We start from the raw sequence: 18,183 nt of genomic DNA on the forward strand, positions 1-18,183 counted from the left end.
AGCACGCGTGCATATAATGGGGTTAATTAAAACATATGAATGATTGCTCATATATAAACCGGTATACAATAACGATTGTTTTTTGTACAGCAAAGGGGAGATGGAAATGTCGACCGAACAAAGGCTTGTCAAAAGGGAACTGTTGCTGGACGGTTTGGATTGCGCGAATTGTGCGCTCAAAATTGAGAATGGAGTCAAAAAAATTCAGGGCGTCAGCGAATGCTCCGTCAATTTTGTCACGAAAACCCTATCAATGCACACGACGTCCGACATGGATGAGCAGGTGGTTGAAGAAGCGAAACGCAAAGTGCTGAGACTGGAGCCGCACATCCGCATCTCGGAGAAAGGGAAAGCTGCCGGACCGACGGCGGGCGGAGTGAACTCTGACCTTGCCGGCTATTCGCTGTCGAATCAGCATGCTCATGGGCATGAGCACGGGAGCTGCGAGGGACATGATCACGACCATCACCAAGGGCACGCGCATGACCATGGGCAAGGCCAAGCACATCAGCATGATGATTCCGCCGGACACGCTCATGCTCATGCAGGCCATGGCCATGCGGGGCATTCTCACGAGCATGGTGCAGGGCAGACCAAGGTGCTGCTGGCTCGCCTAGCAGCTGGTTCCGCGCTGGTTGCCGCCGCCGTTTGGTCTCCGCTGGAGGGGTGGGCACAGCTGGTTTTGTATATTGCGGCCTACCTGATCGCCGGCGGAGATATCGTGCTTCAGGCATTCAAAAACATGGTGCGGGGGCAAGTGTTTGACGAATACTTCCTGATGACCGTTGCGACGCTGGGCGCATTCGCCATCGGGGAATACCCGGAAGGCGTTGCCGTCATGCTGTTTTATCAGCTTGGCGAGCTGTTCCAAGGAATGGCGGTCAATCGTTCCCGCAAATCCATCCAATCGCTGATGGACATCCGGCCCGATTATGCCAACGTGTTGATCGGATCGGGCGATGAAACCAAACGCGTCTCTCCGGAAGACGTACGCATCGGAGACCGGATCGTCGTCAAAGCCGGAGAGAAGGTGCCGCTGGACGGCGTCGTCAAAGCAGGAAGCTCCATGGTGGATACGTCGGCGCTTACGGGGGAGTCCGTTCCCCGCGAGTTAGAGCCCGGCAGCGACGTGCTCAGCGGTTTCGTGAACAAAAACGGCATGCTGACCATTGAGGTTACAAAGACGTTTGGCGAATCGACGGTATCGAAAATATTGGATCTGGTGCAGAACGCAAGCAGCCGGAAGGCGAAAACGGAGCATTTTATCAGCAAATTCGCCCGGTATTATACACCGGCTGTCGTCATACTCGCTGCCCTGATTGCATTGGTCCCGCCGCTGCTCATTAGCGGAGCGACGTTCGCGGACTGGGTGTACCGCGCTCTGGTCTTCCTGGTTATATCCTGTCCGTGCGCCCTCGTCGTTTCCATTCCGCTCGGATTTTTCGGCGGCATCGGGGCGGCTTCGCGCAACGGCATTCTGGTGAAGGGCAGCAACTATTTGGAAGCCCTGAACGACGTGAAGCTGGTGGTGTTCGACAAGACGGGCACATTGACCAAAGGTGTCTTCAAAGTTACGGACATTCGTCCGGAAGGAGAGCGCACGAAGGATGCCTTGATGGAACTGGCTGCCATTGCCGAAGCTCATTCCAATCATCCGATTGCGGAATCGATCCGCGCTGCATGGGGGCAGGAGATTCGCACTCACGGCGTAGACGGATACGACGAGATTGCCGGACATGGCATCCGCGTTCAGGTCGATGGCCGCGAGATTCTGGCCGGCAACGCCAAGCTAATGAAGCAGGCGGGCATTCCGTATAAGGAACCCCAATCCGTCGGCACCATTGTGCATATTGCCGAAGAGGGGCAGTATGCCGGACATCTGGTGATTGCGGATGAAGTGAAGGACGATGCGGCTGAAGCGATCCGTTCCCTGAAGCAGCTGGGCATTCGCAAAACCGTCATGCTGACCGGTGACGCCAAAGCCGTAGGCGAAGCGGTGGGACGTGAGCTGGGCGTGGATGAAGTTCATGCCGAGCTGCTGCCCCAGCATAAGGTTGAGCGGCTGGAGCAACTTGAGGCGGAGAAACACGCCAAAGAGAAAATGATCTTTGTTGGCGACGGCATCAACGATACGCCCGTTCTGGCCCGGGCTGACGTCGGCGTAGCGATGGGCGGCCTCGGATCGGATGCAGCCATCGAAGCGGCGGATGTGGTCATTATGACGGATGAGCCGTCCCGACTGGCGAGTGCCATCCGCATCGCCAAGCGCACGCGGATGATCGTGTGGCAGAACATTGCTTTTGCGCTCGGGGTAAAATTGATTTTCCTGCTGCTCGGCGTATTCGGCATTGCCACGATGTGGGAGGCGGTATTCTCTGATGTAGGCGTGACCGTGCTGGCCGTGTTAAACGCCATGCGTGTGCTGCGGGTGAAAGACATTTGAAATGATGAAACATACCAGGCGGTTCTTCGTATATACGTAGGGCCGCTTTTTCGTTGATTGCGGCTGCAGAACATGCATGCTTGACGGGAGCAACAAGTCATAAGGGGGAGCAGTGTGGGAGGAATTATTGGAATCATCGTTGGCGTTTGTTTTTTTGTGATGGGGCTTATGTTGTACAAAAAACCGCCGAAACAAATCAACGGCATATACGGTTACCGTACGCCTCGTTCCATGAGCGATCTGGAGCTGTGGCATGAGGCGCAGCGATACAGCTCCAATTTGATGATGCAGTTCGGCGTAATCATGGCTGCATTTGGCGTGCTCGGATTTTGGTTTACCGACATGCAGGCTTTGGTGCTGAGCTTGGGTGCGATTATTTTTTACACGGTGAGAATGTTCATGAAGGTCGAAGGCCGCCTGAAAGAAATGCAGCAATCGAATAAGAAATAACGCCCGGCGCCAGCCTCGCCAAATCAGGAAAAGATCCGCACATAGCGGGTCTTTTTTTGCTGCCGATCAAGATGAATGCTCCATAAATTCGAGCCGATTGCCGAAAGGATCATTCACGTAGAACCGGGCTACACCTTCATCGGAACGAGCATCGTCATCAAGGATGTGAACATTTTGCTGGATGAGATGATCACGCAAGGCACGCAAACCCTTCACATAAAAGGCCGGATGTGCCTTCTTTGCAGGAACAAAGTCATTCTGAACACCGATGTGCACCTGCTGAACGCCGCATTGGAACCATACGCCGCCGCGCTTCTTTAAAATCTCGGGTTTCGGGATTTCATCCCAGCCCAATATTCCTGTGAAAAAATGGCGTACTTCGGGCTCGCAGCCTGCGGGAGCGGCTAATTGAACATGATCGATTCCTGAAAATAGAAATGACATCGTACGCCTCCTTGTTTTATTGGATGAAACAAAGTTTCATTTCATGGAATCATTATATATCTTTATGGATTATTTTTCCACAGACCACATTGATTTTTATCGGATAGTGTGGAGTGGCTCGGGTAAAATACGGATGTAAAAGATGAACCATAAAAAAATCTGAGGACAACAGCGATCGGAAGAGGATTCTAACTGTGCAGTGGATCTGCGTAAAGGTTGCTCATTCAACGTATGCAGATTTCAAACCAAAATCTTACGTTGACGTTAACGTTAGTTTTATATATAATTACATACATAACATTAATGACATATGAAATGGCAAGGTGAGGTGAAGGAAATGGATTTGTATAAGATTGATGAGGTTGCGAAGGAATGCGGCCTGACCAAGCGTACGATCCGATATTACGAAGAGATCGGCGTCATGCCTTCACCTCAGCGGACCGAAGGTGGTACGCGGTTATACAGCAGGCAGGATATCGATTATCTCAAAAAAGTCGTACGTGCCAAAGAGGTGCTTGGCTTCTCGCTTCAAGAGCTGCATGCTTATGTGGCCACGGCGGACGTGCTGAATGAACAGCGTTCTGAATATCGGCAATCGACGGAGGTGCGGGAGCGCATTGACAAGCTGGAACGCATCGAGAATACGTTGAACGACCAGCTGCAGTTGATTGAGCAGAAGCTGATCAGCATTCATGCCGTGCAAGGCGAGCTTCAGGAATTGCGCGAACGGGTCCGAAACGGGCTGCATCGACTGCGAGATGAAGAAGCTGCAATGTCGGATTCATAGTTTTTTTCAAAGCACCGGATGATCCGGTGTTGTTTTCGGGTTGACTGTTTCTGAAAATAGCGTGAAATTTTTCGTTTGTTTTCAAACCAATCTTTATCACTCAGGAGGGGTAATTTTATGAAAAGAGAATCTTCACTGCCGGACGAGCTGCCGTCATCGCGCGGAGGCTTGCTGTCCCAGCCGAGAGCGGTCTGGGCCGTTGCTTTTGCCTGTGTCATTTCCTTTATGGGACTTGGTTTGGTGGACCCGATTTTGCCGGCCATCGCCAACCAGCTGCATGCGTCCAAAAGCCAGGTATCGCTGTTGTTTACAAGTTATAACGCGGTGACCGGTATCGCGATGTTAATTACGGGCGTAGTATCCAGCCGGATCGGCGTCAAATGGACGCTGCTGGGCGGCATTCTGCTCATCGTTGCGTTCTCGGCACTTGGCGGCACGTCGGATACGGTCGCTACGCTGGTTGGGTATCGCGGCGGCTGGGGTCTTGGCAATGCGCTGTTCATCGCGACCGCATTGTCGGCCATCGTAGGATTGTCCACATCGGGCACGGCCAAGGCCATCATTTTATATGAAGCAGCGCTCGGTCTCGGTATTGCGGTCGGTCCGCTGCTGGGCGGCGAGCTTGGATCGATTTCGTGGCGCGGGCCGTTCTTTGGCGTGGCCGTCCTGATGACGATTGCGTTTATCAGCATTATGTTCATGCTGCCTAAAATGGCGAAGCCCAAAACGCGCAGCTCCTTGTCCGATCCGTTCAAGGCGCTCGGTTATCCGTCGCTCAAAACGTTGGCGATCACCGCGTTTTTGTATAACTTCGGGTTCTTTACATTGATGGCTTATTCACCTTATGTCATGAATTTGGATGAGCATGGTCTTGGTTATGTGTTCTTTGGTTGGGGACTGGCGCTGGCCATAACATCCGTATTCGTCGCACCGCGGGTGCAGCGACGTTTCGGTTCCGTACCGTCGATGAGCGTAATGCTCACCCTGTTTGCCCTTGATTTGCTGGTTATGGCGATCGGTACGGTTATGGGATCTCCCACTACCGTCATTGTTGCGGTTATCGTTGCGGGTATTTTCCTGGGTATCAATAATACGCTGATCACCACGGCCGTTATGGAAGCTGCACCGGTCGAACGGTCCGTAGCTTCTGCGGCATACAGCTTCGTTCGTTTCATGGGCGGTGCGCTCGCTCCTTGGCTGGCGGGCAAACTGTCCGAGTGGTTCCTGCCGGAAACGCCGTTCTATTTCGGGGCATTGATGGTTCTGGTGGGCGTGGTCGTATTGCTTGTTCGTCGTCGGCATCTGAGCGGCATCGATGATGCCATTACGCATCATTAATCGGGAGGAGCGAACATTATGCTGAAACGGATATTGGTTGCAGTGGACGGATCAGAACATGCACGGCGGGCGCTGGAGGCAGCGGCCGATCTGGCGGAAAGCCTGAAAGAGCCTGCACGGCTCACGCTTCTTCACGTCAATCCATCGGTATCCTTGAACGAGCCGGCGCTAGGCGTCGACCTGGATGCCCGGATTGCGGACGAAGGGCGGCAGGTGGTGGATGCACTTCAAGAACGGTTATCAAAACGGTCGGTGGCATATGAAACGCTTTTGACAGGCGGAGACCCCGTGGCTGAGATTTGCCGTGTTGCCGGCGAACAAGCATATGACTTGATCGTGATGGGAACCGGCGGCAAAAAGCGGCTTTCGGAAATGATTATGGGCAGCGTAAGCCATGGCGTGTTGAAGCAGGCGGTTTGCCCGGTGCTTACCGTCAAATAAGGTGGACTGAGTCTATATCGATCATGTAGTGTATAAATGGATGAGAATCGAGATGTGAATGCAGTGGGAGGGAGCAGCCATGAAAAAGCAACACCTTTATATTGGCGGCCAGTCCGTAGAGGCCGCAACGTATGAACCGCTGCACGCGCCATATTCGGGCGAGCAGCTTGCGGAGGTGGCTTCCGCCACGGCAGAGGAAGCCGAGAAGGCCATTGCGGCTGCTGCGCAAGCCAGCGCCGGGATGAGGCGGATGCCTGCGCATCAGCGCTCCGCCATTCTGTACCAGCTTTCCGTCCTGCTTGCGCAGCGGAAAGAAGAAGCAGCGCGCATCATTGCGCTGGAAGCGGCGAAGCCGATCACGGCCGCGCGGGCCGAGGTGGACCGGACCGTGGAGACGTACCGTTTTGCCGCCGAGGAAGCGAAGCGCTTAACGGGAGAAACGGTGCCGATGGATGCAGCTGCCGGCGGGGAAGGGCGCATCGGTTACACGGTGCGCCATCCGCTGGGCGTCATCGGCGCGATCACGCCGTTTAACTTTCCGATGAACCTGGTGGCTCACAAGGTGGGCCCGGCCATTGCGGCAGGCAATGCCATCGTGCTCAAACCGGCGGAACAGACGCCGTTATCCGCGTACTTCATTGCCGATCTGCTGAAAGAAGCCGGACTGCCTGACGGTGTGCTCAACGTCATCAGCGGCGACGGCAAAACGATCGGCGACGTGCTTGTGTCCGATCCAAGGGTGGCCCATATTACGTTTACGGGCAGCCCGGCCGTCGGCAAGAGCATCCGCAGCCAGGCGGGGCTGAAGCGCGTGACGCTCGAACTGGGCTCCAATGCGGCGGTAATCGTGGACCGGGATGCCGATCTGGATAAAGTCATCCCGCGCTGCGTAACCGGTGCCTTCACCAATCAGGGCCAGGTCTGCATCTCGTTGCAGCGCATTTATGTGCACCGTGGCATCGCGGAGGAATTTATCAAACGCTTTGCAGAAGCGGCTAGTCAGGTGATTGTTGGCGATCCGTTGAACCCGGATACCATCGTGTCCGCGCTGATTACGTCCAAAGACGTGCGGCGGGCGCTGGGGTGGATCGATGAAGCGAAGCAGGCTGGAGCGGAGCTGGTTGCGGGCGGAACGGCCGAAGGCGGCGTTTTGCGGCCAACCGTGCTGGTCAATGTTCCGCGCGATGCCAAGGTGTCCTGCCAAGAGGTTTTTGCGCCGATCGTGATCATCAATACGATCGATACGGTGGAGGAAGGCATTGCCCATGTGAACGATTCCGTTTACGGGCTTCAAGCCGGGGTGTTCACGAATGACATTCATACGGCGCTGCATGCTGCCGATCATATCGAAGCCGGCGGCGTGATCATCAACGATATTCCGACATTCCGCGTAGACCACATGCCCTACGGCGGCGTGAAGCAGAGCGGCATTGGCCGCGAAGGCGTCAAATACGCGACGGAGGAAATGACCGAGCTGAAATTTGTGGTGTTTAACAAACAATAACGCGGTCTCCCTGATGAAGCGCCAGCCGGAACGGGATCTTCCCGTGCTGCATAGAGTAAGATTGGGCGAGCAAAACATGGATGTGCACAGCAAAGAGCACGGACCTTGGCGGGTCCGTGCTCTTTGCTGTGGTTCGGCAATAAACATGATCATGGCGTTATTGCAAGGAATCTTCGGTCAGGCCGTTTGCAGCCGAATTACTGCAACTGTTCCGAGAGAAGCTTGACGGCTTCCTCCAGAAAGGCTCGGTCTTCGTCGTCGAACCGGTTTTTGAGCGGGCTATCGATATCGAGCACGCCGTACAGCTCCCCGTTTTTGAAGATCGGAATCACGATCTCGCTGTTTGAGGCCGCATCACAGGCGATGTGCCCGGGGAAGGCATGGACATCCTCCACGACAACGGTCCGTCGTTCCGAAGCGGCCGTGCCGCATACGCCGCGTCCAAGCGGGATGCGGATGCATGCCGGAAGTCCCTGGAATGGACCGAGTACAAGTTCTTTTCCATCATACAGATAGAAGCCGACCCAGTTGATGTCGGTCAAAAATACATTGAGCAGCGCCGCAGCGTTTGCCAGATTGGCAATGGCGCTAGGTTCATCGCGGATCAGTGCGCTTAACTGCCCTAGGACGGCGGTGTGCTGCTCGCTTCGCGTTCCTTCATAAGAAACGGCTTGAAACATGATGAATCACCCTCCCGAGCAAACATGAATGGACTTTAACTCAAAGATAGTGCAGTGCCTGCCGTTAGTCAAGCGGAGGATTACGGGATGTCAGCCAGGCGGCTTAAGGTGCGTGTTTGTTTCTTTGTCATCGGAGCAGGGTAATGAATTTGTAATCACGAAGGGCTGCAACCCGGGAAGGAGCTGGATTGATGCACGCAGAAGTACAGAATTTGTTCGTTCGCATCCAACTATTACATCTGGCCCAGGATCAGAATCTGACCGTCAGCGATACGCTGCCTATGCTGGAAAAGCGGGGTTATCGCATTGCGGAGAGAGAGATCCGGCAGCAGTTGGATTATTTGACGCAGGAGAACTTCCTGACGTCTCATGGGGAACAATGGAGCTTGACGGGAGCAGGCATCGAGGAATTCAAGGAAATCTCGGCGATGCTTCACCGGGTTAACGATGAAGTTCTGGCGAGCGGCAGCAAAGCGTCCGCGACCTGATGTTTATGCGGGAGAAGCAGACAGGCCCTCATTGTAACCGTAACAGCAACAAGACCGGACCGAAGGCGGGCCGGTTTTTTGGCTTGGACGCTTCTTTCTGTATGGATGGTTGCCATTCGGCCCAGGTTATGATTAGATGACTTAAGAATCTCATGGTTTGCAGAGAGGGATCGGAGTGGCTTATATGTACAGATGCAAAGGCAGAATTCCGGAGCTGGAGACCAGGCGGCTCCTTCTGCGCAAGATGCGCCGCCGGGATGCGGCCCAGATGTTTGAATGGTGGTCGGACCGCGAGGTTACCCGTTACATGAATCTTTCCCCCATGCTTGGGACAAGCGAGGCTGCGGACATGATTGCGCTCCTCAATCAGATGGCAGGCGAGGAGGAGGCCATTCGCTGGGGGATCGAACTCAAAGCGACAGGGCGCCTGATCGGCAGCTGCGGGTATAATACGTGGCAGCTTGGAGGCGCGTTCCGCGGCGAGATCGGGTACGAGCTGGGGCGCGAACATTGGCGGCAGGGTTATATGACGGAGGCGTTTTCCGTGCTGCTGCCCTATGGATACGAGACGATGGGCCTTAACCGGATCGAAGCGCTGGTAGATCCGCGGAACGTGGCTTCCGGCCGCTTCCTTTCACATCAGGGATTCACGCGGGAAGGACTGCTGCGGCAGTATCAGCATACGTCTACCGGTTACAAGGACATGGATATGTATTCCCTTTTATACGATGAATGGCTTCGGACCGGAACGACAAAATAAGAAAAACCAAATGTTACGAGAGAGAAGGGTTTAAGTGAGAACCGGAGAGTTGAAACGAAGCTTCATTCTGGCGGGGTTGCTGCTGGCCACGTTTTTGTCGGCCATTGAAGGCACGGTGATCGGTCCGGCGGGACCGACGATCGTTAGCGATCTTGGAAGCGTGCAGCTGCTCAGCTGGATCTTTACCGCCTATTTGCTGACCATGGCCGTCAGTACGCCGATCTTTGGCAAGATCAGTGATCTGTACGGGCGCAAGCTTGTATTTCTGATTGGCTGTACCTTGTTTTTGCTGGGATCGTTGCTTTGCTGCTTATCGCAGAACATGGAACAACTGATCGCTTTTCGAGCCATCCAGGGTCTGGGGGCAGGTGCGGTCGTTCCCGTAACGTTCACGATCATTGGTGACATTTACCGGATTGAGGAGCGGGGCAAAATTCAAGGCTGGATCAGTTCCGTCTGGGGAATATCGTCCCTGGTAGGTCCGCTTCTGGGAGGATACTTTGTCGATAATCTGGGCTGGCAGTGGATCTTTGGCTTCAACGTGCCGTTCGGCTTGCTCGCGATGTGGTTCGTGTTCCGCTATTTGAAGGAAGAGGTAACCCCTCGTTCCGCCAAAATTGACTATGCCGGAGCGGTTACGTTTACCGTTGGCATCACGGCTTTGCTTTTCGTGCTATCGGCAGGGGGGCAATACTATGCATGGGAATCTCCCGTTATTGTTGGTTTGAGCGCAGTCGCCGTCATTTTCTTGATCATGTTCTTCGTCGTGGAAAAGAGGGCTGCGGCCCCGATGGTCCCTTTGCATCTGTTCCGCATTCGGGACATTCGCGTAGCCAATGTTAGCGGCCTTCTGGCCAGCACGCTCATGATTGGCCTGACGAGTTATTTGCCGCTCTGGGTTCAAGGCGTCAGGGGGGGCAATGCGACCGAATCCGGCCTGCTGCTCGCCCCGATGTCGGTGGGCTGGCTGATCGGAAGCGTGATGGCTGGTCGCATGCTGTTGAAAATCGGTTCCCGGATGACCGCGTTGATCGGACTTGCAGGCATTGCGATCGGCTCCGGCGGGTTGTTTCTGGTAGGAGGGACTTCCCCGGACTATGTGTTGTTCGTGCTGACGTTCATCTATGGGCTTGGTTTCGGATTTGCGTTCACGATCTTTACGATCATTGCGCAATCCTCGGTAGGGTACCAGGAGCGCGGATCGTCCACGGCACTGCATACGTTCATGCGGACGTTGGGACAAACGATCGGGGCGGCGGCCTTCGGCACATGGTTGAACTACCGCATTTCCGCGTTATCCGCCGAACAGCATCTCGCCGATGCAGGTATATCGGATAGCGATATTAACCAACTGCTTGCCCCGCATGCGGAAGGAGCATTGTCCGACGAGAAGTGGGCTTTGCTGCGAGGTGTGCTGGAAGGAAGCTTGCATTCGTTATTTGTCATCATGTTTGTCATTGCGCTGATCTCGTGGCTGACCGCGTTTGCCTTGCGCAAACGGCTGGTCGTTCCGGAAGAAGGAGAGTCTTCGTCAAACGCAGCTTCCGGCCAACGTGCTTAAGCAAAAAGTTAAACGCCTTTTGGAACTGCGCCGACGCTGTGGGCTTGACGTGTTCCGAAAGGCGCTTTGATTTTCGGGTGAGATCCACCTTATATGGTAGGCTGCGGCCAATATTAAATGCAAAACAACCGGCTCTTAGAAACAGGGAGCCGGTTGTTTTGTTTATTTCAAATCGTTGCCCATGGTCCGTTCCGAACTTATTGTCAGTCTTTCCAACAGCTCCGAGAGCACCACCTTGTCTTCTTCGCTCAGTCCGCTGACTGCTCGGTTGATTTTATGGGCATAACCCGGAAAAATATCGTCCATGATCCGCTGGCCTTCTTCTGTCAGTTCCACGAAGATGATCCGTCTGTCCTGAGGACAGTGTTTGCGATGCAAAAGCCCTTTTTGTTCCAGTTTGTCGATCACATAGGTAACGTTCCCGCTCTGCAGCAGAAGCTGTGCACCTACTTGTTGAATGGGCTGAGCCCCCTTCATGTACAATACCTCAAGCACGCCGTACGCGGTGGGATTGAAACCATGCACTTTGCTTGTGGCTACCGTATGTTCATTCATGCTTTTGAACGTTTTGGCCAAGGTGCGGTACAGATGAAGAGAACGTTCGGTTCCGATTTCTTGTAATTCCAGCATACTGATCCCGCCTTTTCTAAAATGATTGATCCGTTGGGACGAGTACCTTATGGATGTAAAATATAATCCCAACTTTGATTGTCTTTACGTTAAACGATGGAGCCATGATTTTATTTTAAGGGTTGGATTCGAACAAAAACATGCGATATGTCACAAGATTTGCATTTTGAGCAATTCAAATTTGAATATTTTATGGAGGGCAAGTGACCGAAGATTCGGTCATTCTTTCTCCATTTGCTTGTGGTCTTCGGCAAGTAAATCATCCCTTCGTCCTGAGCATCTCATTCTCGGGAACGGGGTGCTCCTCATTTTCGATTCTTATAATGAAACCAGATTTAGAATTCGGGCGGGGAGTGGGAGGGAAACACATGATGCAGACACGGTTCTGCAGGGGCATTCGCCCCTAAAAATAAATCTGTCATTATTACGTTGATGGCAGCTCAGGCGATCTCCAATCTGGGAGATCAACGGCCAGGTTACGTTCGGATTTGGCCCACGCAGGTCAACGAGTAGCAGCACCATCTACATTTTGAAATCATTATCAATGGCAGAAAAGTAAATCCTTCTCTGTTTGTAGGGGGATAAGAAACATGCTAAATGAAAAGATCACTGTATGGGTAAGGGAACACGTACCTGGATATGAGGGTAAGATCTTGGGAGTTGCCCGACAAGGTGATATTTTTATTTTTCGGAATCCGATAGGTCATTTGAGCGATGCTGAATATCTGACATGCTATAAGCTGGGCAGAAGTGACTTTAAGAGCCGTTCAAGCGCTCTACAGAGCGTCAGTGGATTGAACAAGAAGGAATACCTAAACGGACTTTCTGATCGATTTATGCCCATTCTGGAGGCCTTTTGGTGGGAGGAGGGAGCAGATGTTGAACTATATTGGTCTGTGATGGAAAAGCAGGGTCGAGAGCCATTGCAATGATCTAATGCTATTTAATCGGTTCCTATGTCGTAAGGCCGGGGAGCTTAAAGAAAATGAACCGGCGAATGTTAGGCGAATCGATCAGGTATATGAGATGATTAAGGGTATTAGTAAGATATCTGAGGTTAGGGCCGGATCAGCCCCATAGAAACGGACTCTATATTTTCAAAACGGACGATCCATTTTTTAGAATTAATGTTTAAAAGGGGGAGAATGCATGTTCAAGGCATATAGATTTATAAGGCGTGGTGGAAAGTATCTTTCATCTGATCCATTAGAATCGGTAGCGGACGTTTACCAGTATGACCAAACTCATAAGGAGCAATATCCAGACGTCCGCATTACTGCCGATCATGACGAATTCATTGCTGTTCAAACACTAAATGGAATTATTGTCTTCCCGAAAAAATGGGCTTTGATGGAGGTCAAACACAAGTACATCGAGGCCCGTAAGTTTCAACTCAGACGTCTTAAATAGGCGTTGGAGCGGTCCGGGTTCCCCACTGAACGTAATATAGACTTTACTGTTCTTGCTGCACAGCAATATTTGACGGAGCTGTATGAAGGCATAGAAGGAGAGGATTAGTTTGGGGACCGGTCAACATTTTAACGAAAATATACGCTAAGGGCGTGTAGGAGCATGAATAGCCGATTTTTCCTACTCTAAGCCCGATGACGGCTAAACCTCATTAGCGGTCATCAATCAGGCCGGAAAGTGGGCCGATACGTGCGCTAAGGTCGTTAGGAATAGTGTGAATGCTTATCCGCTAATGCTTAGCGTATAAATCCGTTAAATTGTTGGCGGTACCACCCCATTCTTAAATAGCCTTACTGTAAAGTTATTCGCGTAGCATACATGCAAAAGCGGAATTCTGTAAAATCGGAATTTCGCTTTTTGTCAGTTTTTTTACCTTGCAGTTAATGAAGCAGGGGCGGAGGTTAATTCGATATCTTGCCATTGACCGTCAATTTGTGCCCTAAACTTTGCACGAACTACCAAAGTATACGTCCCGGGAGTCTTTAACTCTAGTACATTTTGTGGCGAGGGTACATACTCACCACCGTCATAACTATAACTGCCCCCCGATTGGATGGATGTGCTAATTCCAATACCATTTACTATCGAATTTTCTGTTCCATGATCTTTAGCCTTCCCTTTTTCATCAAAAAGAGTATAGGTAAACATATTTACTCCATGCTCCAATTGGATCGTACCTGTACCTTTATTCCGTAAGACGGCCTCTACAGTAAACGGTTCATTAATTTTGACCTCAGTTGGTGCATCTACATCCAGGAGGAAAAGCGGCTTATTGTTAGCTTCGTTAAATGAACATCCTGAAATTGTTGGCATCGGCCATTCTGTTTCTGCAATTCGCCGATTCGCAGACGGTAGTACTGTTCCGGCAAATCCCGGGCATTACCGGAGATTTGTTGGGGTGGTGCGTCGCTGCCAACGGCATCGGCATGCTGCTGGCCGCCATGGTTGTACTGAAGTGGAAAAGCGCAGGCCATGTGTTTAAGATGGGCATGGGCACATCGGTGCTCGGGGGTGTGATCGGCATGGCCGGCCTGATCGTCGGCGTATGGTCGCATGCAGGTTGGGAAACCAACCTGCTATTGACTTTATTATTTTGGATTGCGGGCATCGGCGTTGGATTTGCCGTCGTGCCGTTTCAGATCCTGCTGCAGGAGCAAACGCCCGAAGCGATGACTGGCCGCGTATTCGGAACCGTCGGCAGCGTCATGACGGCAAGCAATATTATGGGTCCCGTCGTTGGCGGGCTTCTGGTGACTTCGTTTGGTGTCGTGCTGGCGTTTGTGTGCTCGGGGATTCTGCTTACCGCGGTGGGCGTGTTATATTTGTTGATCCGGCGAATCAAGGGTGCCGGGGCCATGGAGCAGCCTGGTGTGAACGACTTGCAGCAGGAGATGCCGGATAGCATTTAGATGCACATATGCAATCACGACAGATTCATTCAGGCAGGGGTTCCAGAGCTCCTGCTTTTTCGTTGTGTTGGTGACGCAGACGGTTTCTCCCGTTTTCAACAAAGGACTGAAAAAGATCAAAATGATCAAAAATTCCTGCTGCAACTCAGGTACAATTAACAACGTATGATCTTCAAACTGGATTGATCAGACAGGAGTGAGGAGAATTGGAACAACCACTGGAAGATACAACGACAGCGTCAGTACTGGACGTACATATTGAGGAGGCCGGTTACGCGGAAGGAAAAACGACGATCCGTAACATCCGGCTCAACGTGATGCCCGGCGAACTCGTGGGAATCATCGGGCCCAACGGGGCAGGCAAAAGCACGACCATCAAAACGATGCTTGGCTTGCTGGAGTATGCCGACTATGAGGTAACTATTGGCGGGAACGGAAGGTATGCTTATATTCCCGAGCAGCCCGTTTTTTATGAATACATGACGTTATGGGAACACCTCGATTTGGCTGCCGCAGCTTACGAGATGGAGGAGGAAGTGTTTACCGCCCGGGCGCAGGATTTGCTTGTTCGGTTTGGCATGGAAAAGGTCAGGGATGATCTTCCCGGCAGCTTCTCCAAGGGCATGCGCCAAAAAATGATGCTGATGCTCGGTTTTCTTGCTTCGCCGGATGTCTATATTGTGGACGAGCCATTCATCGGATTGGACCCTCGGGCAACGAAGGATTTCCTGAAACTGCTGGATGACGAACGAAACCGCGGAGCGGGCGTGTTGATGTCCACTCACGTGCTCGATACGGCCGAACGCATCTGTGACCGAATCGTGCTCATTCATGACGGAAAATGCGCGGCGCAGGGCACATTGAGCGAGATACGGGCTGCGGCCGGATTGCCGGATGCCTCGTTATTGGATTGCTTCGATGTGCTGACGTCTTGACCGGAGAGGAGAAGGTTTATGGAAGGTATCGATAGATATACGCCCCTTCGTTTGTATAAACGCCGGCGCTCGGAGCATGTCAAGGAACAATGGAACAACTTGAAGCTGGTCGTGGATTGGACGGTGTGGCTGTACCTGCTGGTGCCAGGCTTGCTCTATTTCGGCGGCTGGTATTGGAGCATGTGGACGAAGCCGCTTCCCTCGTGGGCCGAATCGCTGCCATTACCTTTAATGGCGATGGGGCTGGAAGTGGTCATGCTGACGGGCGGCGTGCTGCTTTTTATGGAGGAAGCCGACATGCTGTTCCTGAAATCCCGGAGAACGTGGATGAAAACGTTAATTCGTCGAGGGTTATGCCGTTCGGGTGTGCTTCACATGATCAAAATAGCTGTGCTATTTCTTATGACGGCGCCTCTATGGTCGCGAGCCTATGTGATGCCCATGGGCCATATCATACTGCTTGCCTTGTGGACCGGCATTGCGGCCTTCGTTCAGGCGCTTTCCTTACATCTGATCCTGGTAAAATACGAGTCTTGGCGTCGATGGATTAGAGTACTGCCCTTAGGTGCGGCGATGGGATTCGTCTATGTGACGGCCACGCTGCGGATGCATGATCGGATGTGGGCGATCCTCCTGGGAATCCTTGGCGCAATGGCCGTACTCACGATGTTATGCCGAATCAGGCTTGAGCTGAAAAACACGTTTGAAGGAGATGTACGCGAGGACCTGAGGCGGCGGATGAAGCTGGCGGGAGTGCTGCTTAGCCAGGCTGTGACTGCGCCGAAGGCAACGCGAACCAAAACGTTCATTTTTCGCAAACCCCGCAAACTGCTGCGCAGCCGCAGCCTGTCCAGCAGAACCGCGGAAACGGCGTTTAAGGCGTATTTTCGAAACACGGCAAACACGAGGCTGTACGTGCAGCTCGCGAGTTTATCCGTCGCTGCGGTGGCCATTCCGCCTTTTCCCGCCAACGTCATCGTTTGCGGACTGTTGATCATGATGCTGACGGTGCTGTTCCACCGATCCTGGAATATGTTTGAAACATCGGACTATATTCAGTTGTTATCCTATGACCCCTACGTGTTGAACAGAGCGGGGGACATCATGGTACGCATGTTGTTTATTCCGGTAGGCTTACTGGTCGGATATGCTTTGGGGGCCGCCTGGCTGGGATGGTGGCAAGGTTTGCTGACGGCTGCTGCTGCCATCGGGTTCGGTTTTCTTACCCTGGAGGTGGGAGGATGGGTGCGCCGTACGAGAAGTTGATTCAGGCAGCACGTTATTTGAAAAAGGTAGCAATAATTGAACCGCAATCGTGTTCATGAAATAATTCGGAATATACCGTTTCTGATGGGAGGAGGTCCGATATGGATGCAGAGAAGGCGAGGGGAGGAGCAAGAGCAGGGGCCGGGCGAAAACGGATCGGTGAAACGCGAAAAATTTCCTTAACCTTGCCTGAAGAATGCTGGGATGAAATTGATCGTTGTTGCGGACGCGGAGACTATACGATATCCGAGGTTTTACGGTCCATCATTGAAGACCATCTCCAGCAGGCGGATTTACTTTGAGGGGAGAGGCAGGCCCTATGCGTGAAGAGCGATTCATTCAAGTGAATGATGGGCGTTTGTTTTCCAGCATGTCGGGTAAAGGCGAACCTCTAATTTTTCTCCATGGCAATTTCAATACACATGATATTTGGAGCGGCCAAGCCGAATTTTTCTCGGCAAAATATCGGGTGATTCGCTATGACCTCAGGGGTTATGGCCGCTCAAGCACCCCTGCTTCAAGGTTCTCCAATGTGGACGATCTGGACACGGTGATGAACTCTATGAACGTAACCCGGGCGGTTCTGATCGGATCGTCGTCCGGAGGAGGCATTGCCCTGGATTTTGCCTTGAAACATCCGGAACGTGTAAAGGCCCTTGTCTTGTCGGCACCCTTTATCAGTGGTCAACGAATGCCTGTCGGGATGATGTGGCATGGAATGAAAAACTACTTTGCCGTTCGTTTAAAAGGGAGGCATGCAGCCATTGAATCATTCATCAAGAGCGATTTTTGGCAGTACTTTATCCCGTCAGAGTCCAACAAAGCTGCCAGAGAGGCCGTATTATTTCAGCTGAGGAACTCTGATGTCTTTTGTCGCTTCGAACCCCGGTTGGCGATGCCCGTCCATCCGCCTGCAATAAGAAGATTACATTCGATCCAAGCGCCGACCTGTATGATTATCGGGGATCAAGACCATCCTTATAATATAAAATCAACTGATAGGTTTCACGCCGCATTGGACAACTCTTCGAAAGTGAGGATGGAGGGCTGCGGACACCTTCCCTTCATCGAACAACCGGAACTCTTCAATGAGAAGGTTTCCGAATTTCTGGAGGGCTGACGATGGGCGTGGGACCATCAGGCCAGGAGGATATCAGGAATGGTTGATCGCGAGCTTCAAGCGCATTTTGCGGATCGTTCTTCCATGGAACAGGCACATGCCATATTAAAGGAGTTGGGTTACGAACCGTACCAGTCGAAGACGGGACCGTTTCAGTTATGCGTCCCGACGGACCGGCAGGATGAACAGTCTGCCGTAGAGATCGTACAAGCCTATGGAGGCAGCGCGGCTTTTGCCGACACGACGGAAGGGCCGAGCATGTTTCAGGAAATTTCGATTCCCGCCCATCTCGTGAATGAGGACTGGGAAGAGGCATATGCTACAGGCCAGAATAATCACTACACTGGAGATGCACTGCAGAACAGGGACGAAGATCCGCCGTTCGATGATGCGGTCGACGGTTTCTCGGGGAGCGTCAAAGCGTAGTGGAGCGGCTTATGGTGGAATAAAGGGCATT

The 18,183-nt window shown here is 52.5% G+C and carries 21 protein-coding genes; 17 read left to right on the forward strand and 4 right to left on the reverse strand.

What is annotated here, in order from left to right:
- Nucleotides 1-106 precede the first annotated feature (106 nt).
- Both MKY59_RS03225 and MKY59_RS03230 read left to right on the forward strand, forming a co-directional pair.
- Nucleotides 107-2,443, forward strand: a complete 2,337-nt coding sequence (locus MKY59_RS03225) for a heavy metal translocating P-type ATPase (RefSeq protein WP_339275962.1) — start codon at nucleotides 107-109, stop codon at nucleotides 2,441-2,443.
- Between the two features lie 114 nt (nucleotides 2,444-2,557).
- Nucleotides 2,558-2,893: an SdpI family protein gene (locus MKY59_RS03230; RefSeq protein ID WP_236420759.1), complete on the forward strand. Its 336-nt coding sequence runs from the start codon at nucleotides 2,558-2,560 to the stop codon at nucleotides 2,891-2,893.
- 66 nt (nucleotides 2,894-2,959) lie between these two features.
- Here the strand turns inward: MKY59_RS03230 and MKY59_RS03235 are convergent, their stop codons facing one another.
- On the reverse strand, nucleotides 2,960-3,337 hold the full coding sequence (locus MKY59_RS03235) for a glyoxalase (RefSeq protein WP_339275964.1): 378 nt from the start codon (nucleotides 3,335-3,337) through the stop codon (nucleotides 2,960-2,962).
- Between the two features lie 337 nt (nucleotides 3,338-3,674).
- On the opposite strand from MKY59_RS03235, the gene MKY59_RS03240 reads away from it, so the two are divergent.
- The 4 genes from MKY59_RS03240 (at nucleotide 3,675) to MKY59_RS03255 (ending at nucleotide 7,407) form a co-directional block, all read left to right on the forward strand.
- Nucleotides 3,675-4,124, forward strand: a complete 450-nt coding sequence (locus MKY59_RS03240; RefSeq protein WP_236420761.1) for a MerR family transcriptional regulator — start codon at nucleotides 3,675-3,677, stop codon at nucleotides 4,122-4,124.
- 117 nt (nucleotides 4,125-4,241) lie between these two features.
- A complete protein-coding gene (locus MKY59_RS03245; RefSeq protein WP_236420762.1) occupies nucleotides 4,242-5,462 on the forward strand; it encodes an MFS transporter in 1,221 nt (406 codons plus the stop codon).
- A gap of 18 nt (nucleotides 5,463-5,480) precedes the next feature.
- On the forward strand, nucleotides 5,481-5,903 hold the full coding sequence (locus MKY59_RS03250) for a universal stress protein (RefSeq protein WP_236420763.1): 423 nt from the start codon (nucleotides 5,481-5,483) through the stop codon (nucleotides 5,901-5,903).
- 79 nt (nucleotides 5,904-5,982) lie between these two features.
- Nucleotides 5,983-7,407 carry an aldehyde dehydrogenase family protein gene (locus MKY59_RS03255; protein WP_339275965.1) on the forward strand — a complete coding sequence of 475 codons (1,425 nt, stop codon included), beginning with the start codon at nucleotides 5,983-5,985 and terminating at the stop codon, nucleotides 7,405-7,407.
- A 197-nt stretch (nucleotides 7,408-7,604) separates the two neighbouring features.
- Here the strand turns inward: MKY59_RS03255 and MKY59_RS03260 are convergent, their stop codons facing one another.
- The gene (locus tag MKY59_RS03260) at nucleotides 7,605-8,087 is read right to left on the reverse strand and encodes a GAF domain-containing protein (protein ID WP_236420765.1); all 483 of its coding nucleotides are present in this window, start codon (nucleotides 8,085-8,087) and stop codon (nucleotides 7,605-7,607) included.
- A gap of 191 nt (nucleotides 8,088-8,278) precedes the next feature.
- Here MKY59_RS03260 and MKY59_RS03265 point away from each other — a divergent pair, with 191 nt between their 5' ends.
- The 3 genes from MKY59_RS03265 (at nucleotide 8,279) to MKY59_RS03275 (ending at nucleotide 10,896) form a co-directional block, all read left to right on the forward strand.
- Nucleotides 8,279-8,575 carry a hypothetical protein gene (locus MKY59_RS03265; protein ID WP_339275966.1) on the forward strand — a complete coding sequence of 99 codons (297 nt, stop codon included), beginning with the start codon at nucleotides 8,279-8,281 and terminating at the stop codon, nucleotides 8,573-8,575.
- A 184-nt stretch (nucleotides 8,576-8,759) separates the two neighbouring features.
- Nucleotides 8,760-9,335, forward strand: coding sequence for a GNAT family protein (locus tag MKY59_RS03270; RefSeq protein ID WP_339275967.1), 576 nt, complete (start codon nucleotides 8,760-8,762; stop codon nucleotides 9,333-9,335).
- Between the two features lie 49 nt (nucleotides 9,336-9,384).
- Nucleotides 9,385-10,896, forward strand: coding sequence for an MDR family MFS transporter (locus tag MKY59_RS03275; protein ID WP_339278315.1), 1,512 nt, complete (start codon nucleotides 9,385-9,387; stop codon nucleotides 10,894-10,896).
- Between the two features lie 162 nt (nucleotides 10,897-11,058).
- Here MKY59_RS03275 and MKY59_RS03280 read toward each other — a convergent pair whose 3' ends face one another.
- Nucleotides 11,059-11,526, reverse strand: a complete 468-nt coding sequence (locus MKY59_RS03280; RefSeq protein ID WP_339275969.1) for a MarR family transcriptional regulator — start codon at nucleotides 11,524-11,526, stop codon at nucleotides 11,059-11,061.
- A 590-nt stretch (nucleotides 11,527-12,116) separates the two neighbouring features.
- Between MKY59_RS03280 and MKY59_RS03285 the strand changes: the two genes are divergently transcribed.
- Nucleotides 12,117-12,458 carry a hypothetical protein gene (locus tag MKY59_RS03285; protein WP_339275970.1) on the forward strand — a complete coding sequence of 114 codons (342 nt, stop codon included), beginning with the start codon at nucleotides 12,117-12,119 and terminating at the stop codon, nucleotides 12,456-12,458.
- Between the two features lie 217 nt (nucleotides 12,459-12,675).
- A complete protein-coding gene (locus MKY59_RS03290) occupies nucleotides 12,676-12,936 on the forward strand; it encodes a hypothetical protein (protein WP_339275972.1) in 261 nt (86 codons plus the stop codon).
- Between the two features lie 429 nt (nucleotides 12,937-13,365).
- Here the strand turns inward: MKY59_RS03290 and MKY59_RS03295 are convergent, their stop codons facing one another.
- A complete protein-coding gene (locus MKY59_RS03295) occupies nucleotides 13,366-13,809 on the reverse strand; it encodes a hypothetical protein (RefSeq protein WP_339275974.1) in 444 nt (147 codons plus the stop codon).
- Between MKY59_RS03295 and MKY59_RS03300 the strand changes: the two genes are divergently transcribed.
- The 6 genes from MKY59_RS03300 to MKY59_RS03325 all read left to right on the forward strand — a co-directional run bounded on the left by MKY59_RS03300 (nucleotide 13,785) and on the right by MKY59_RS03325 (nucleotide 18,152).
- On the forward strand, nucleotides 13,785-14,405 hold the full coding sequence (locus MKY59_RS03300; protein WP_339275976.1) for an MFS transporter: 621 nt from the start codon (nucleotides 13,785-13,787) through the stop codon (nucleotides 14,403-14,405). The two genes, MKY59_RS03295 and MKY59_RS03300, sit on opposite strands and share 25 nt — an antisense overlap.
- A gap of 206 nt (nucleotides 14,406-14,611) precedes the next feature.
- Nucleotides 14,612-15,340 (forward strand): ABC transporter ATP-binding protein, encoded by a 729-nt coding sequence (locus MKY59_RS03305; protein WP_339275977.1) that lies wholly within the window; start codon nucleotides 14,612-14,614, stop codon nucleotides 15,338-15,340.
- 18 nt (nucleotides 15,341-15,358) lie between these two features.
- Nucleotides 15,359-16,606 (forward strand): ABC transporter permease, encoded by a 1,248-nt coding sequence (locus MKY59_RS03310; protein ID WP_339275978.1) that lies wholly within the window; start codon nucleotides 15,359-15,361, stop codon nucleotides 16,604-16,606.
- 101 nt (nucleotides 16,607-16,707) lie between these two features.
- On the forward strand, nucleotides 16,708-16,908 hold the full coding sequence (locus MKY59_RS03315; protein WP_339275980.1) for a hypothetical protein: 201 nt from the start codon (nucleotides 16,708-16,710) through the stop codon (nucleotides 16,906-16,908).
- Nucleotides 16,909-16,925: 17 nt separating this feature from the next.
- Nucleotides 16,926-17,726, forward strand: a complete 801-nt coding sequence (locus MKY59_RS03320; RefSeq protein WP_339275981.1) for an alpha/beta hydrolase — start codon at nucleotides 16,926-16,928, stop codon at nucleotides 17,724-17,726.
- Nucleotides 17,727-17,765: 39 nt separating this feature from the next.
- Nucleotides 17,766-18,152: a hypothetical protein gene (locus tag MKY59_RS03325; RefSeq protein WP_339275983.1), complete on the forward strand. Its 387-nt coding sequence runs from the start codon at nucleotides 17,766-17,768 to the stop codon at nucleotides 18,150-18,152.
- Nucleotides 18,153-18,183: the final 31 nt, after the last annotated feature.

The sequence above is a fragment of the Paenibacillus sp. FSL W8-0426 genome, assembly GCF_037969725.1.
In the GTDB taxonomy this organism is placed as follows: Bacteria; Bacillota; Bacilli; order Paenibacillales; family Paenibacillaceae; genus Paenibacillus; species Paenibacillus hubeiensis.